The organism is Lentibacter sp., from assembly GCF_965657785.1.
Classification (GTDB): domain Bacteria; phylum Pseudomonadota; class Alphaproteobacteria; order Rhodobacterales; family Rhodobacteraceae; genus Lentibacter.
Genome location: NZ_CBFHPP010000004.1, coordinates 61708 through 77565 on the forward strand (window position 1 = coordinate 61708; position 15858 = coordinate 77565).

Genomic DNA, 15858 nt, shown 5'->3' on the forward strand with positions numbered 1-15858 from the left:
TTCCCGCAGGCTCTGGCCAAGATATTTTGGAGAGACATCATGCGAACACGTGCAGCTGTGGCGCTTGCAGCAGGCAAGCCCCTTGAGATTATGGAAGTCGAGCTCGAAGGCCCGAAGAAGGGCGAGGTTCTGATCGAGATCAAGGCCACGGGTGTGTGCCACACCGACGAGTTCACGCGCTCGGGCGATGACCCTGAGGGGCTGTTTCCCAGCATCCTTGGCCATGAGGGTGCCGGTGTTGTGCTTGAAGTGGGCGAGGGCGTGACAACGCTTCAGCCAGGCGATCATGTGATCCCGCTCTACACGCCCGAATGCCGCGAGTGTCATGCCTGTCTCTCGGGCAAGACCAACCTCTGCACCGCCATTCGCGGCACGCAGGGCCAAGGCCTGATGCCCGATGGCACCACGCGCTTCAAGATGCTCGATGGCACGCCGATCTTTCACTATATGGGCTGCTCGACCTTTGCCAATCATACGGTCATGCCTGAAATCGCACTCGCCAAAGTGCGCAAGGACGCGCCGTTCGAGAGCATTTGCTACATCGGCTGCGGCGTGACAACGGGCATTGGCGCTGTGATCAATACGGCGGGTGTCGAGATCGGGTCGACGGCGGCTGTCTTTGGTCTTGGCGGGATCGGCCTTAACGTGATTCAGGGCCTGCGGATGGCAGGTGCTGACAAGATCATTGGCGTTGACCTGAACGATGATAAGGAAGCCATGGCGCGCAAATTCGGCATGACCGATTTTGTAAACCCGTCCAAACTTGAGGGCCAAACTGTCACCGAGGCGATTGTCGCGCTGACCAAGACCGAGCAAGACGCTTTCGGCGGCGTGGATTACTCTTTTGACGCCACAGGCAATGTCAAAGTCATGCGCGATGCGCTGGAATGTTCGCACCGCGGTTGGGGCGTTTCGGTCATCATCGGGGTCGCGCCTGCAGGAGCCGAAATCAGCACCCGCCCGTTTCAGCTTGTCACAGGCCGCGTCTGGAAAGGCACAGCCTTTGGCGGCGCAAAGGGGCGCACGGATGTGCCCAAGATTGTTGATTGGTATATGGATGGCAAAGTGGAGATCGACGAGATGATCACCCATAAAATGCCACTTGAAGAGATCAACCGCGCCTTTGATTTGATGCACTCGGGCGAAAGCATCAGGAGCGTTGTGGTCTACTAGGCCGCCTGCCTCTTTTTCTTTCCCTAAATATCCCGGGGGGAGTTTGAGGGGGGCTGGCCCCCCTCAACCGGTCGGAGTGTGCGCAGCACAGTTCGAAAACAAGTTCCGCGCTGCGGCCAGCGAAAAGACTGTCCAAATGCAAGCTGAACACGCATAATCTCACAGTGTGAGCGGCTCGGGGAGGTGCCAGACCATGATCAGAAAAGCTGTCGTCTTTATCGTTGGGCTTTGTGTGGCCTTTGCTGTTGTCCTCAGTCTGGGCGATCTGATCGGCTTTGAAGCCTGGGCGCGGTTTGATGCGCTTGGTCTTTCGGCCCTGCCTGTCGGGATCGGGCTTCTTATATTCTCGGCGGTGGGCGGGCTGGCCTATTGGCTCGACAGGCGCCGTGATGACTGAGCTGGCAAACCCATAAGGCCAAAGCTTCGGGCGGCTGGCAAATAGCTGTGGCTGCGGGCCGGTCGGGCGCATATGCTGTTGTGAGGTTTTATGAGTGCGACGCCCGCCAAAGGGCAAGGAGAGGGAATGCAGTTTATTCGGTTTGCTGTGGTCGGCTTTGTTCTGCTGACAATTGTCTATCTGCTGGTTTCGATTTATTCGCGCTCTGTCAGGCGCGAGTGGCTTGAGGGCGAGTGGGACGCGCTGGAAGAGACCAGTAAAGCGCAAACACCCCGTGACAGATTTGTCAGGGAGGGGCTTGAGCGGTATGAAAACGGCTTTCGCAAAAAGTTGATTTTGCTGGTCTATGTGATACCCACCCTTGCGGTGACGGTGCTGATTTATGTGATCAATTGAGGGGGTGCGCGATGCGCAATGTGAGACGGTTTATACGCGGGGTCTTGTTTGTGCTGGTTGGGCTTTATTTCCATTACACGCTGCCCCAGCATGATGTCGCCAAGGTGACAGGAATCTCGGACCGTCTGGAGCGGCTGTCTTGGGTTCAGCGCCCATTTTACAACCAAGGCGATCTTGGGGCCGATCAGAGCGAGATGCGTGATTTGCGGCTGATCAACACCGTGCGGGTCAACACATGGTTTTTCGGGCTTTGGCGCGGGGGCGAAGAGGTCATGGTCTATCGCAACGAGGATACGGGCGTTTACCCGCCCTATTTCAAGTTTGACAGTTCCGACCTTGAAGCCGAGGCCGCAGCGCTTGCGGGCAAGGAGCAGTGGGTTTCCATCACGCATTATGGCTGGCGGATGCGGTTTTTGTCGATCTACCCCAATGCGATTTCGATTAAGCCTGTGAGCGGGCCTGAGTATCGGCCGTTTCCGTGGTTTAACCTTTTCTTTTTTGCGTTTCTTATCGTCGGGCTTTTGTTTGTGCGGGCCATGTGGCGGCAGTTTGTCGAGCGCACGGTCGATCCGACCATGGATGCGTTGGAAGACGGCTATGACGCGCGCAAGAGTCGGGTGCAGAGCTGGCTTGACAGCTGGCGCAGCAAATAGGCTTACCCCACCCCGCGGCAGCCTTTGCAGGCCAATAGGGGCGTTGCGCGGTTTGGCTGGGGGTGTGTTTGGATATTTATAGAAAGAGGAAGCGGGGTGTCGCGCGCTTTAAAGAAGCGTGTTGAACAGGCCGAAGGCTGCGAGGCCGATGAGCAATGTGAGGCAGAAGGGCCTGTAGTGGCGCTCGTATTCGGGCTTGAAGAAGGCGCGCCCCAGCATCACGCCTGCGAGCATTGGCGGGGCGAAGGCGACGGCACGGGTGAGGGCCAGAGGCGTGATCATGCCGTAGAGGAGCTGCCAGAGAAATGTCAGGGTTCCGCCGATAAAAATGATCACGATCAGGGTTCCGCGCATCTTTTTGGGCGGCATTTGCAGCGCCAGTGTGTAGAGCGCAATCACGAGGCCGCCAATGCTGGCGAGGCCTGTGACGAAGCCTGAAAAGATACCTGTGAGAAAGGTTGGCACAGGGGAGGGCGTGAGCGGCAGGCGCACGCGCGCCAGCTGTAGCACGGCCAGGCAGACGATCAGGCCAAGGGCGATGATTTTCGAGATCTCGGGGTCGATCGTTGTGGTCAGGTAGAGGCCAGAGGGCACGCCTATGAGTGCGCCTGCTTGAAGCGTGAAGGCCATGCGGGTGTTGGCCTCAAAAAAGCCGCCGCGCATCAGAAGGGCGGCGGAGGCCAGTTCCAGCATGGTGCAGATCGGGATCAGCTCGACGGGGGGAATGATACTGGCCAGTGCGGCCATGGTGAGCGCCGAGAGGGCAAAGCCAGCAAAGCCGCGCACGACGCCTGCCACAAAGACAGCGGCGAGAGCGAAGCCCAGTTGGGCTGTTGTGAGGTCAAAAAGCTCTGTCACCTCTCACCTGTCGTTCATGTCCACATAGTCGCGCAGGTCGGGGCCATTATAGAGCGTGAGCGGACGAATGAGGATATTGCCGCGCTGTTGTTCAACACATTGGATGATCCAGCCGGGCATACGGCCGATTGCGAAAATCGGCACGTAGAGGTCCATCGGGATACCGTGAAGCTGGTAGATGACGCCTGAGTAGAAGTCGACGTTCACATTGAGACCGTGGCGGGCATAGGGCTTCATGGCCTCGACCACGCCTTGCAGGATTTCATACCAGACCGGTGCGCCCATCTCGGCGCCCAGTTTGCGAACGCCCTCGCGCATATGGCGCGCGCGCGGGTCTTCGGCGCGATAGACGCGGTGGCCAAAGCCTGTGACGGGTTCGCGGGCGGCGCGTTTGGCTTTGACGTAGGCGGCGGCCTTGTCGGGCGAGCCGATCTCCTGAACCATTTTCATAACGTCTTCGGCAGCACCGCCATGGGCGGGGCCTGCGAGGGTGGCGAGGGCTGTGACCATGGCACCGTGCAGGTTTACTTCGGTGCCGACAGTGACGCGGGCGGCAAAGGCGGAGGCGTTTGCGCCGTGTTCGGCGTGGAGAATAAAATCGACATCTGCCAGCCGTGCGGCATCTTCAGACGGGCGCGTGCCTTTGAGCATATAGAGCCAGTTGGCGGCATGGCTGAGCGACGGATCGGCGGGCACAGGGGCGCGGCCATTGCGGATATGCTCATGTGCCGCAATGATCATTGGAACCTGTGCCGTCAGGCGGATGCCGTTCTCTATGAAGGCGTCTTCGCCCACGGTTTGGCTCTGTGGTTCAAGGGCTGCGAGCGCCGAGACAGCCGTGCGCAAGACATCCATCGGGTGGCCTGTCTTGGTGCTGTCGATGATGTCATAGATCGCAGGGGGCAGCTGGCGCGCGGCCTTGAGGCGGGCGTCAAACTCAGCCAGCTCTGTTGTGCTCGGCAGCTCTCCAAAGATGAGCAGATAGCAGACTTCCTCAAAGGTCGAGCGGGTGGCCAGATCGTGGATAGAATAGCCACGATAGCTCAGCTCGCCTTTGGCTCCGTCGATATGGCTGACGCCCGAGCGTTCGAAGTAGATGCCTTTGAGGCCACGGTTGATCTTGACGTCTGTGCTCATTGCTGGCTCCTTTGGGGAAAGTATACAGAGGCATACATGGAATTTTTGAAAAAAATTTATGAGGTGGCGCGGGCGCGGTCCAAACGGGTTGTTTTTCCGGAGGCGGAGGAGCCGCGGATTGCTGCGGCGATGGCGCGGCTCAGGGCGGAGGGGATCTGCGAGCCGTTGGCTTTGGGCGCGGTCACGGAGGCACAGGTGCAGGCGCTTGTGAGCGCGCGGGGCATGAAGGAGGCGATGGCGCGGCGCTTGCTGGCGAAGCCGTTGTATCGCGCGGCGGCGATGGTGGCGGCGGGCGAGGCGGATGCCATGGTCGCGGGGGCGGACAGCCCGACACGGCGGGTGATCGAGGCGGCGTCTATGGCGATTGGCCCTGCGGCAGGCGTGAGCACGGCCTCGTCTTTCTTTGTGATGCTCTTTCCTGACGGGCGCGAGCTGATCTTTGCGGATTGTGCCTTGAACCTTGAGCCAAGTGCCGAGGAACTGGCCGATATTGCGCGCGCCTCTGACGCGAGCGCCAAAGCCCTTTTGGGGCGCTCCGAGGTGGCTATGCTATCATTCTCGACGGGCACAAGCGGGACTGGTCCCAGCGTGGAGCGGGTGCGCAGGGCCGTAGAGCTTGCGGGGTTTGTCGGGCCTGTGCAGGGCGATGCGGCATTGAATCCGAGGGTCGCGGCCAAGAAGGGGATGGGCGCGGGCGCGGCGAATGTGCTCATTTTCCCCAGTCTGGATGCGGGCAATATTGCGTATAAGCTGGCGCAGGAGCTTGCCGGCGCGCAGGCTTTGGGACCTGTCTTGCAGGGGTTTGCCAAGCCTGTCGGCGATTTGAGTCGGGGTGCGACTGTGGAGGATATTGTCGCTGTGAGCGCTATTGTTGTGGCGCTTTCGTAGCTCATGACGTTTTGATCAGCTGTTGTGCATCTTGCGCGATCTGGCGTTCTTCGCGCGCAGGGACAACCCATGCGGCAACGCGTGAGCCTTGGGACTGAAGCTGTGGGCCATGGCCGTGGTTGGCATCAGGGTTCATGCGCAGGCCTGTCCACTCAAGTCCACGGCAGATACGGGCGCGCACGCCTACTGCGTTTTCGCCGATCCCGCCTGTGAAGGCGATAGCATCGAGGCCTTCCATGGCGGCAATGAGCGAGCCTGCGTGGCGTAGGGACCAGTAGCAAAAATGCTCGATGGCAAAGTCGCTGTCGGCGGTTTGATCCAGCATCAGGCGGCGCATATCGGATTTGCCGCCGGAAAGGCCAAGCAGGCCGCTTTCGTGATTGAGGATGGCTTTGGTGCGCTCAAGGCCGTTGTCTTCCACAAGGCGCAAGACGGCGTTGGCATCTATTCCGCCGGAGCGGGTGCCCATTGTGAGGCCGTCAAGCGGGGAGTAGCCCATGGTTGTGGCAACGGAGGCGCCGTTGCGTATGGCGCAGAGGGAGGCGCCATTGCCCAGATGAAAGGCGAGCAGTCGCGAGGGCAGGGGCGCGCCCGAAATCTCGGGGAGCGCGTCCACCAGCGAGGCATAGCTGAGGCCGTGAAAGCCGTAGCGGCGGATGCCTTTTGTTTCCTGCATTTTGGGGATGGCGTAGCGGGTCGCGACATCAGGGTTGGTGGCGTGAAAGCTTGTGTCAAAGCTGGCGTATTGTGGCAGCTCTGGCGCAAGCTCTGCGAGGGTGTCTATGGCGGCGAGGTTGTGTGGGTTGTGAAGCGGTGCGAGCGGTGAACAGGCGGCAATCTCGCTGCGGACCTCAGGAGAAATGCGCAAAGGCCGGGTGAGTTTGCGCCCGCCATGGACCACGCGGTGAGCGGCGGCTTGGAGGCTTGTGAGGCTCATGCCCTTGGCCTCAAGAGCCGCCAGAACGGCTTTGAGCGCCGCACGGTGATCTATGAGGGGGATCGCCTCGCGCTGGCCTGAGACTTCAAGAAAGCTCTGGCCGCCAATGCCTGCGGCGAGGCCTGATATCTGTTCTTTGAGCGCCTCATCAAACAGCGCGAACTTGATTGAGGAGGATCCAGCATTGAGGACCAGAATGGAGCCTGTGATGCTGGACCCTGTCATTGGCTTAGGCTTGTGAAACCATATCGGCCGCAGAAATGCCTGCGACGGCGACAGGTTTTTTCATGGCGTCACGGCGGAACGGCTCGCCGAGCTCTTGGTTGATCATGGCTTCGATCAGGGTTGTGATGCCGTTTTTCTGATCTTCACAGGCTTGGGCGAGCGCGGCTGTCAGCTCGTCCATTGTGCGTGCAACAACGCCTTTGAGGCCACAGGCTGTGGCGATGCCTGCGTAGCTGACTTGGGTGTCGAGCTCTGTGCCGACGAAGTTGTCATCAAACCAGAGTGTCGAGTTGCGCTTTTCGGCGCCCCACTGGTAGTTGCGGAAAACAACCTGTGTGACAGCGGGCCACTCGCCGCGGCCAATGGCTGTCAGCTCGTTTACGGCGATACCGAAAGCACCATCGCCTGAGAAGCCGACCACGGGCACATCGGGGCAGCCGATCTTGGCACCGACAACGGCGGGGAGGCCGTAGCCGCAGGGGCCGAAGAGACCAGGCGCGAGATATTTGCGGCCTTCGTTGAAGCTTGGGTAGGCGTTGCCAATGGCGCAGTTGTTGCCAATGTCAGACGAGATAATCGCATTTGCGGGCAGGGCGGACTGGATCGCGCGCCATGCCATGCGGGGGCTCATCCAGTCGGGCTTGTCGGAGCGCGCGCGCTTGTTCCAATCTGTGCCTTCGTCGTCGTCTTCGTGGTCCATGCTGGAGAGCTGCTGCGCCCAGCGTGATTTTGTCTCGGCGATTTTGGCGCGGCGTGCATCGCGGCCTTCGTCGCCTGCTGTGCCAGAGAGCTTTTCGAGGATGCCTTCTGCAACCATGGCGGCGTCGCCGACGATCCCGACTGTGACCTTTTTCGTTAGACCAATGCGATCAGGGTTGATGTCGACTTGAATGATTTTGGCATTCGTCGGCCAGTAATCCATGCCGTAACCCGGCAGGGTGGAGAAGGGGTTGAGACGGGTGCCAAGGCAGAGGACTACATCGGCCTCTTTGATCAGCTCCATACCTGCTTTTGAGCCGTTGTAGCCCAGTGGGCCGGCAAAGAGCGGGTGGCTGCCCGGGAAGGCGTCATTGTGCTGGTAGCCGACACAGACGGGCGCATCGAGGCGCTCGGCGAGGGCTTGGCTGGCTGCGATCCCGCCGTGCGAGAGAACAACACCTGCGCCGTTGAGGATCACCGGATTTTTGGCTGTGCTGAGGAGTGCTGCGGCTTCGGCAACAGAGTTTGTGCCGCCCGGTGAGCGCTCGAATTCGATTGGATCGGCGATTTCGACGTCAATCACCTGTGTCCAGAAGTCACGCGGGATATTGAGCTGGGCGGGGCCTGAGAGGCGCTTGGCCTGCGCGATCACGCGGGTGAGCACTTCGACCACGCGGGAGGGATCGCGGACCTCTTCCTGATAGGCGACCATGTCTTCAAACAGTTTCATCTGCTCGACTTCCTGAAAGCCGCCTTGGCCGATTGTTTTGTTGGCGGCTTGGGGGGTCACGAGGAGGAGCGGTGTGTGGTTCCAATAGGCTGTTTTGACGGCGGTCACGAAGTTTGTGATGCCGGGGCCGTTTTGGGCGATCATCATCGACATTTTGCCAGTGGCGCGGGTGTAGCCGTCGCTCATCATGCCAGCGGAGCCTTCGTGGGCGCAATCCCAGAATGTGATGCCCGCTTTGGGGAACAGATCGGAGATCGGCATCATGGCGGAGCCGATAATGCCAAAGGCGTGTGCGATACCGTGGCGCTGGAGGACCTTTACGAAGGCTTCTTCTGTCGTCATTTTCATGTGCGTTTTCTCCGAAAGGGTCGCGGGTCAAAATAAGAATCAGCCCGCGTTTGCAAGGCTGTCGTTGAATCTGAAATTACGGGTGTGCGGCGCATCAGGTTAGGGCCAGCTAGGTGGCGCGCTTAAGGCCAGTTATCGAGGGCCTCGCCAATGATCCTGATCCCGTCCGGAATTTTTGAGGCGGGGATAGAGCTATAGCCCAAGCGGTAGAAGTTTTGTGGCGCATCAGGGCCATTGAAGAAGGGGGCGCCCGGCTCGATCAGCACGGAGCGGCTTTGCAGTTTTGCGGCAAGCGCGCTGGTATCGACGCCGTCGGGGGCGCGCATCCAGAAGGCAGAGCCGCCTGTGCCGCTCTGACCTGCGAGCGTCAGGTTGTTCTCGGCGAGGGCTGCGCTCATCACGCGGCGGCGCTCTGACAGAACGCCTGACATCCGCCGGATGAGCGCATCATAATGGCCCAGACGGAGGAAATAGGCGGCGGTGCGCTGGATATGGCCCGGAACATGGCGCAAGACCGAGGTGCGCAGGGCACGTGCCTCGCGGATAAACGGGCGCGAGCCGACGAGATAGCCCAAGCGCAGGCCCGGAAAGAGCGATTTGGAGAAGCTGCCGACATAGACAACACGGCCATCACCATCGAGCGATTTGAGCGCAGGTGAGGGCGCGCCTGCGAAGGACATTTCAAACTCGTAATCGTCCTCGACAATCACCGCGCCGATCTCGCGGGCTTTGCCCAGCAGCGCGCGGCGGCGGGAGAGCGGCATTGTGGATGTGGTGGGGCACTGGTGGCTTGGGGTTGTGAAGATCACATCGGTTTCGGGGGGGATGTCTTGATGAAGGATGCCGTCATCGTCCAAGCCCACAGGGGCGATATGGCAGCGGGACTGGCTTAGAATGTTGCGCAGGGAAGGATAGCACGGCTCCTCTACGGCGGCGGTGCGGCGCTGGGTGAGCAGAACTTGGGTGGCGAGCCAGAGCGCATTTTGTGCGCCCATGGTGACGAGGATTTCTTCCGGCTCTGCAAGGATCCCGCGGCGCGGCAGGGTGTGGCGGGCGATGAACTCGATCAGCTCGGGGTCGTCCTGATCGTAATAGTCAGATGTCAGCGGCTCGAAGTCTTTCTGGCCCAGAGCCTGAAGCGCGCAAAGCCGCCAGTTGGCATGATCAAATAGGGTTGGGTCGGTCTGACCGTAGATGAAGGGATAGCGGAAGCGTGCCCAGTCGCGCGGTTTGAGATGGGGTGTTCCGCCCGAGAACCGCTGACCGATGGCGCGGGACCAGTCGAGCGCCTCCTCGGCCTCGGGGCGGGGTGGAAAACTTGGCGGCTCGGGGGCGTTTTCAGACACGAAGTAACCAGAGCGGCCTTTGGAGCTGAGGTAGTCGTTGGCCAGAAGCTCGGTGTAGGCGAGTGTGACCGTAATACGCGACACGCGCAGATGCTGCGCCAGCTTACGCGTTGAGGGGAGTTTCTCTCCCTGACGCAGGCGGCCCGAAAGAATACCCTCGGCAACCATCTGTTGAATCTGGGCTTGCAGCGTGCCCTGCGCGTCTGGATTGAGAAAGAAGGTTTCTACCGAAATCGCCATAGAGGCCAGCTTAGACTGGACTGAAGGGCTTGGCAATCTGGACTTAGGGGGCGCTGGCGATCAGACGAGAGGATCAGGCGCGATATTTGCGCCACAGAGGAGCACGGCCACACGCTCGCCTTTGGCGGGGGTGTAGGCCCCACTCATCAGGGCGGCGAGAGCGGCCGCGCCCGCAGGCTCGACCAGAAGGCGGCGCTCTTGCCAGAGGGCTTTTTGCGCGGCGCTGATCGCGGCATCTGTCACAAGCACGCTTTCGCAGCGGTGTTCTGTGGCGAGATCATAGCAGATCTGGCCGATTTTGCGCGCGCCGAGGGCATTGGCGGCGACGCCTGAGACCTGCACATCGCAGGGCGCGCCCTTGGCGAGGGCGGCATGGAGGGCGCAGGAGGTCACCGGCTCAACCGCCACGACCTTGCGCGCGCCAGCAAGCCAGCCGAGCGCGCCGCCAATGAGGCCTCCCCCTCCGACGGCTATGAGCACAGTGTCGGCCATAAGGCCCTGCTCCTCCCATTCGGCCATGCAGGTGCCTTGACCTGCGACCGTGGCGGGGGCGTCATAGGCGTGAATTTGCATGGCGCCTGTCGCGGCCTCATATTTGGCGGCGGCCTCTGCGGCATTGGCGTATTCGCCTTTGACCACGGTGAGCTCTGCGCCTGTGCGCTCGATCAGGGCGATCTTTGACGGCCCTGCCATCTCGGGGACAAAGATATGCGCCGTATGACCGAGCTTTTCGGCGGCGAAGGCCACGGCTGCGCCGTGATTGCCGCCAGAGGCCGCGACGATACCTGCTTGCGGCACGGGACCAGACAGAAGCGTGTTAAAGGCACCGCGGGCTTTGAATGTACCGGTGTGTTGGAGCTGTTCGAGCTTCATTTCTATGGCGTAAGGCAGCCCAAAGCTCTGGGTGAGCATAACGGGCGTGCGCTCGACATAGGGCGCGATGCGCGCGGAGGCCTCTCTGATTTGGGCTTTCCATGACATTGATCACGTCTCCGTAACTGGCCTTTAATGCGCGGAGCCTATAGGTCTTGATTATAGGTGCAAGCAGGGAATGAGTATATGAATGAAGAGCGCATGAGCCCGTTTCGGGACGCCCACACAGACCGAGACACAGCCGAGCAGATCCCCGACACGCCGCAGACTCGCGCGCCCGCCTATCGGCTGGCCTTTGCGGATGAGGATTTTATGTGTCGTGACGAGCTGCGGCCTGTGCGGCTCCAGCTCGAACTTCTCAAGCCAGAGATGATTTTGAACGAGAAGGGCATCGAGAGCACTATTGTATTGTTTGGCGGTGCGCGGATTCCCGAGCCAGACAAGAAGGACACGGCGCGCACGAAGACGCTTGCGGACCTCAGCCGTTTTTATGACGAGGCGCGCAAATTTGCGCGGCTGATGACGGCGAAATCCATGGAAAGCTACGGGCGCGAAAACGTGATTGTGACGGGCGGTGGCCCCGGGGTCATGGAGGCGGGCAACCGTGGGGCTATGGACGCAGGCGGGCACTCCATTGGCCTCAATATCGTTCTGCCGCATGAGCAGGCGCCGAATGAATATGTGACGCCGGGGTTGTGCTTTAACTTTCATTACTTTGCCATTCGCAAGATGCATTTTTTGATGCGCGCGAATGCGGTCTGTGTCTTTCCCGGGGGCTTTGGCACGCTGGACGAGATGTTTGAATCTCTGACGCTGATTCAGACGGGGCGGATGAAGCGCATTCCGTTTTTGCTCTTTGGCAAAGAGTTTTGGCAGAGCATTGTGAACTGGGGCGCGCTGGCCGAGGCGGGGACGATCTCGCCTGAGGATCTCGACTTGTTCCGTTTTGTGGATACTGCGGAAGAGGCGATGGAGATTATCGGCAATTGGGAGCCTGCGGAGGCGCGGGACGAAATTCCCGGGCGCTAGGATCAGGACTCTAGGCTGACGGGGGCCTTGGCGTGCCGTGGCCCCCGCTTTGAGGCCTAGGCCAGAAGGCTTTCACGGGTTTTACTGATCATCAGGGCGGCTTGCGCGGCTTCGCGGCCTTTTTGCACGAAATGTTCGGCGTAGATGGCGATATGATGCTCTGTCTCCTGGAACTGATGCGGCGTGAGAGAGACGCTGAGCACCGGCACACCCGTATCAAGGCCAACGCGCATGAGGCCGTCAACGACCGCTTGCGCGACAAAATCGTGGCGGTATATCCCGCCATCAACCACGAGCGCAGCGGCGGCCACAGCCGCGTAACGGCCTGAGGCCGCAAGATCGCGGGCCATGAGCGGCATTTCGAACCCGCCCGGCACCTCAAAGACATCAACCCGCTCTGGCGGGATGATCTGGGTGAAGCCGTGAAACGCGCGCGTGACGATATCGGCGTGCCAGCCTGCCTTGATGAAGGCGTAGCGGGGCACTGTCTGTTGCTGTGTCATGTTTTTCTCCTTTTGACCTCAGACACGTGCCCAGAGCAAAAAGGGACAACAGAGCGCTGCGGGCAAACCCGCGTCGCTCGTGCTGCTCTCTCCCATCCGGACTATGACCGTCGGCTCTGGAATTGCACCAGATCTGCTGACCCAAGTGTCTTGCGAGCAGGACACGAGGCGCTCGCGGGCTGACCTTTGGCTTGCGCCGCGGGCTTACCGCCGGTGGGGAATTTCACCCCGCCCTGAGAACGCCGCGAACGTGGCATAAATTTCCCAGCGGGGGAAGAGAGCTTTTGCGCTTTGGCTTTGCCAAAACGCTCAGGGGCGAGAGGGGCTTTGCCCCCCTCGCGCTCCCCCCAGGATATTTATGGAAAGAGGAAGCCGGCGCGGGTCAGGCGAAGGCGGCTCCGGCGCGGATTTCGCCTGTGTGCTGGCCTGCGAAGTTGAGAATCGGGGCGTTGAGGCGTTTGAGTGTCGCGGGGTGGTTCGGATCCAGCACGCCGAGGCGCACGAGGATCGCAGCGATGGCGCATTCGGCGCCGCGTGTGGAGCCGTCAACGATCTTGAGGGCGATGCCGATTTTTTTCTCGGGAACGATCGCTATGAAGAAGGCTTCGGCACCTGTTTTGAGGGCGACGCGGCCGTCCATGGCGCGCATCAGTTCTGTGCAGGCGCGGCCCTCGCCTGCGACCAGTTCGGGGTAGCTGCGCATGGCGTCGCGCAGGCGGGCGGCGGCTTTTTGGCGGGTGGTGCCGCCCTCTGTTGCGCTGGCGAAAAACGCCATGGCGCGGGCAATGCCGTGAAGGCTGGCGGCGTAATTGGGTGCGGAGCAGCCGTCAATGCCGTAGCCCGGGCTTGTTTCTTCGGTCAGCTCTTCAAAGGCGGCGAGACAGGCTTTTTGCACCGCATGGGAGGGGTCAACATATATCGGGTCTGTGCTGCCGAGGTGTTGGCCGAGGGTGAGGAAGCCTGCGTGTTTGCCAGAGCAGTTGTTGTGGTAGCGGCAGGGCGAGCTGTCGGTTTTGTGCATTAGGATCAGATCGGCATCATCTCGCGGCGCTTGCGGGCCGCAGTTGAGATCGGCGTCAGTGAGGCCGAGGGTTTTGAGCCAGTTTTGCACGCGGTCGGTGTGCATGGGCGCGCCTTGATGGGAGGCGCAAGAGAGCGCAAGCTGTTCGCCTGTGAGGCCAAAGGCATCGGCGGCGCCGCTTTCCACAAGGGGCATGGCCTGAAGCATCTTGGAAGAGGAGCGCGGCAGCACGACGGCGGAAGGATCGCCCCAGCTTTCGATGATTTCGCCGCCTTCGCCGCAGACGACAGCATGGCCCATGTGGAGGCTCTCCAAGAAGGGTCCGCGCCAGATTTCGGCCATTGATACAGGTGCGCTCATGTTCGTCTCCCAAAAACGTGTGCAAGTTTTCGCCAATTGCTCTTTCGTATGTGGCAGTTTTCAGGCTAATGTTGCAATGTCGAGTTGAAAACGGCCTGATTAGAAAAATTGGCAAAAGCCGCGGGTCAAACGGAATTGAGGCAACGGACAGCTGGAGGCTGGACAATATGGTATTACGATTTGCGCAAACTATGGCCTGTGCCGCAATGTTTTTTGCTGGCACAACAAGCGCTTATGCACAAGACACAAGCACCAACCAAGTCGCGACCAAGACCGCTTGGGCGGTGTTTGAGGACGCGAACCCGAAGGAATGCTGGGCGGTTAGCTCTCCCAAAGAGACGGTGAACTCCAAGGATGGCCGCGTTGTGGCTGTGCGGCGGGGGGATATCCTGTTGATGACATTTTTCCGACCTGCGGCCAATGTGGCGGGGCAGCTGGCCTTTACAGGCGGCTATCCGTTTGCGACGGGATCGACTGTAAACCTCACGATTGACGGATCGAGCTTTGAGCTTTTCACAAATGGTGAGTGGGCTTGGGCGGCGTCTGTTGCGGATGATGCCAAGATCGTCACAGCGCTGAAGCGCGGGACAAATGCTGTCTTGTCGGCTCGTTCGGGGCGCGGAACCTTGACCAAGGATACCTTCTCGCTGTCAGGCTATACGGCGGCTGTGGAAGACGCGGAGGCGCGCTGCAAGTAGGCTTGCAAGCTCAAGAATTTAAGGATTTGGAGAAGCGCTGGGCGAAGGCTCGGCGCTTTTTCTTTAGGGCCAGCCAATGAGGATGGCGCGGAGGTCGTTGACGTTGGTGCCTGTGGGGCCAGTCATAAAGAGCGCATTGGCGGCGGCGAAGGCTGTGTAGGCGTCATTGTTTGCGAGGGCTGTTGCGGGGTTTTGGCCTGTGGCGCGGATGATCTGTGCGGTCTGGCCTGTTGCGAAAGCGCCTGCGTTGTCCTCGGAGCCGTCTATGCCATCGGTGTCGGCGGCCAGAGCATTGATCTGCTCGGCCCCGTCAATGCCAAGGGCGAAGGCGAGGAGATATTCTGTATTTCGCCCGCCACGGCCTTTGGCCTTTAGGGTCACGGTTGTTTCGCCGCCCGATAGGATCAGGCGGGGGCCTTGGGTGGCGAGAGCAAGCTTTGCGTGCTCCGTGCCGAGGGTGCTGGCCTCGCCTTCCAGATCATCACCGAGGATATCGACGGGCCAGCCCTCGGCTTTGGCGAGGGCGGCGGCGGCGGCGAGGGACTGCGCGGCGGAGGCAATCATGCGGACCTCGTTTTTGAGAAAAGCGGGGTCTGTCGGCGCGGGGGGCGCTGGGGCTGTGGCGAGGTAGGCGGCGAGCTTTGGCGGCAGGGCAATGCTGTGGCGCGCCACGGCAGCGAGGGCCTCGCGGCGGCCAGAGGCGCAGGGGACTGTGGGGCCAGAGGCGACTTGGGCAGGGTCATCTCCGGGGACATCGGAGACGATCAGGGAGACAACCGGCGCAGCTGTATGGGCAATCAGGCGGCCGCCTTTGACACGGCTGAACATTTTGCGGATCGCGTTCATGGCGCCGATGGGCGCGCCAGAGGCGAGAAGCGTCTGATTGAGGGCTTGTTCGTCTTCAAGGGTGAGGCCGTCGGCGGGGGCTGCGAGCAGGGAAGAACCGCCGCCGCAGATCAGGGCGATGACGAGGTCGTCGGGTGTCAGGCCTGTCAGCTCGGCGAGAAGTGCCTCTGTTGCTGTCAGACCTGCCGCGTCGGGGACGGGATGGGAGGCTTCAAGCACTTTGATGTTTTGGGTGGGCGCACCAAAGCCGTAGCGGGTCACGACTGTGCCTGTCAGGGGGGCGTCCCAGAGCTGCTCCAGCGCGGCAGCCATTTGGGCTGCGCCTTTGCCTGCGCCGATCACCACGGTGCGCCCCTTGGGCGGCGCGGGCAGATGCGCTGCAAGGGCTTGAAGCGGGTCAGCCGCTTTTACAGCCGCTTTGAAAAGAGAGGTGAGGAAGGGTCTTGCGCGTGTATCCATTGGCGCAGATTAGCGCGGCGCGCGGGAGTATCAATGGGATAA

Annotated in this window: 16 protein-coding genes and 1 riboswitch; of the genes, 7 read left to right on the forward strand and 9 right to left on the reverse strand. The window is 60.8% G+C overall.

Annotated features, from left to right (window positions below; genetic code table 11):
- The first annotated feature begins 39 nt into the window (after positions 1-39).
- The 4 genes from ACTF58_RS03815 (at position 40) to ACTF58_RS03830 (ending at position 2619) form a co-directional block, all read left to right on the forward strand.
- Positions 40-1173, forward strand: a complete 1134-nt coding sequence (locus tag ACTF58_RS03815) for an S-(hydroxymethyl)glutathione dehydrogenase/class III alcohol dehydrogenase (protein WP_438990639.1) — start codon at positions 40-42, stop codon at positions 1171-1173.
- A 193-nt stretch (positions 1174-1366) separates the two neighbouring features.
- Complete coding sequence (locus tag ACTF58_RS03820) at positions 1367-1570, forward strand: hypothetical protein (protein WP_438990640.1); 204 nt, start codon at positions 1367-1369, stop codon at positions 1568-1570.
- A 126-nt stretch (positions 1571-1696) separates the two neighbouring features.
- The gene (locus ACTF58_RS03825; protein ID WP_438990641.1) at positions 1697-1966 is read left to right on the forward strand and encodes a hypothetical protein; all 270 of its coding nucleotides are present in this window, start codon (positions 1697-1699) and stop codon (positions 1964-1966) included.
- 11 nt (positions 1967-1977) lie between these two features.
- Positions 1978-2619: a DUF1523 family protein gene (locus tag ACTF58_RS03830; protein ID WP_438990642.1), complete on the forward strand. Its 642-nt coding sequence runs from the start codon at positions 1978-1980 to the stop codon at positions 2617-2619.
- Between the two features lie 108 nt (positions 2620-2727).
- Here the strand turns inward: ACTF58_RS03830 and ACTF58_RS03835 are convergent, their stop codons facing one another.
- Complete coding sequence (locus tag ACTF58_RS03835) at positions 2728-3477, reverse strand: sulfite exporter TauE/SafE family protein (protein WP_438990643.1); 750 nt, start codon at positions 3475-3477, stop codon at positions 2728-2730.
- 3 nt (positions 3478-3480) lie between these two features.
- Positions 3481-4614 (reverse strand): citrate/2-methylcitrate synthase, encoded by a 1134-nt coding sequence (locus tag ACTF58_RS03840; RefSeq protein WP_438990644.1) that lies wholly within the window; start codon positions 4612-4614, stop codon positions 3481-3483.
- A 36-nt stretch (positions 4615-4650) separates the two neighbouring features.
- On the opposite strand from ACTF58_RS03840, the gene ACTF58_RS03845 reads away from it, so the two are divergent.
- A complete protein-coding gene (locus ACTF58_RS03845; protein ID WP_438990645.1) occupies positions 4651-5502 on the forward strand; it encodes a phosphate acyltransferase in 852 nt (283 codons plus the stop codon).
- A 1-nt stretch (position 5503) separates the two neighbouring features.
- Here ACTF58_RS03845 and ACTF58_RS03850 read toward each other — a convergent pair whose 3' ends face one another.
- The 4 genes from ACTF58_RS03850 to ACTF58_RS03865 all read right to left on the reverse strand — a co-directional run bounded on the left by ACTF58_RS03850 (position 5504) and on the right by ACTF58_RS03865 (position 11008).
- Positions 5504-6664 carry an acetate/propionate family kinase gene (locus ACTF58_RS03850; protein WP_438990646.1) on the reverse strand — a complete coding sequence of 387 codons (1161 nt, stop codon included), beginning with the start codon at positions 6662-6664 and terminating at the stop codon, positions 5504-5506.
- A 4-nt stretch (positions 6665-6668) separates the two neighbouring features.
- On the reverse strand, positions 6669-8441 hold the full coding sequence (gene xsc, locus ACTF58_RS03855) for a sulfoacetaldehyde acetyltransferase (protein ID WP_438990647.1): 1773 nt from the start codon (positions 8439-8441) through the stop codon (positions 6669-6671).
- Between the two features lie 122 nt (positions 8442-8563).
- Complete coding sequence (locus ACTF58_RS03860; RefSeq protein ID WP_438990648.1) at positions 8564-10027, reverse strand: PLP-dependent aminotransferase family protein; 1464 nt, start codon at positions 10025-10027, stop codon at positions 8564-8566.
- 60 nt (positions 10028-10087) lie between these two features.
- Entirely contained in the window at positions 10088-11008 is a 921-nt protein-coding gene (locus ACTF58_RS03865) for a threonine/serine dehydratase (RefSeq protein ID WP_438990649.1), read from the reverse strand.
- A gap of 78 nt (positions 11009-11086) precedes the next feature.
- On the opposite strand from ACTF58_RS03865, the gene ACTF58_RS03870 reads away from it, so the two are divergent.
- Complete coding sequence (locus ACTF58_RS03870; protein ID WP_438990650.1) at positions 11087-11929, forward strand: TIGR00730 family Rossman fold protein; 843 nt, start codon at positions 11087-11089, stop codon at positions 11927-11929.
- Positions 11930-11985: 56 nt separating this feature from the next.
- On the opposite strand, the gene ACTF58_RS03875 is transcribed toward ACTF58_RS03870, so the two are convergent.
- Both ACTF58_RS03875 and ACTF58_RS03880 read right to left on the reverse strand, forming a co-directional pair.
- Entirely contained in the window at positions 11986-12432 is a 447-nt protein-coding gene (locus ACTF58_RS03875; RefSeq protein WP_438990651.1) for a 6,7-dimethyl-8-ribityllumazine synthase, read from the reverse strand.
- An 80-nt stretch (positions 12433-12512) separates the two neighbouring features.
- Positions 12513-12677: riboswitch (FMN riboswitch) on the reverse strand.
- A 137-nt stretch (positions 12678-12814) separates the two neighbouring features.
- Positions 12815-13813, reverse strand: coding sequence for an asparaginase (locus ACTF58_RS03880; RefSeq protein WP_438990652.1), 999 nt, complete (start codon positions 13811-13813; stop codon positions 12815-12817).
- A gap of 191 nt (positions 13814-14004) precedes the next feature.
- Here ACTF58_RS03880 and ACTF58_RS03885 point away from each other — a divergent pair, with 191 nt between their 5' ends.
- Positions 14005-14511, forward strand: coding sequence for an invasion associated locus B family protein (locus ACTF58_RS03885; RefSeq protein WP_438990750.1), 507 nt, complete (start codon positions 14005-14007; stop codon positions 14509-14511).
- 63 nt (positions 14512-14574) lie between these two features.
- On the opposite strand, the gene ACTF58_RS03890 is transcribed toward ACTF58_RS03885, so the two are convergent.
- Positions 14575-15816: a glycerate kinase type-2 family protein gene (locus ACTF58_RS03890; RefSeq protein WP_438990653.1), complete on the reverse strand. Its 1242-nt coding sequence runs from the start codon at positions 15814-15816 to the stop codon at positions 14575-14577.
- Between the last annotated feature and the right edge of the window lie 42 nt (positions 15817-15858).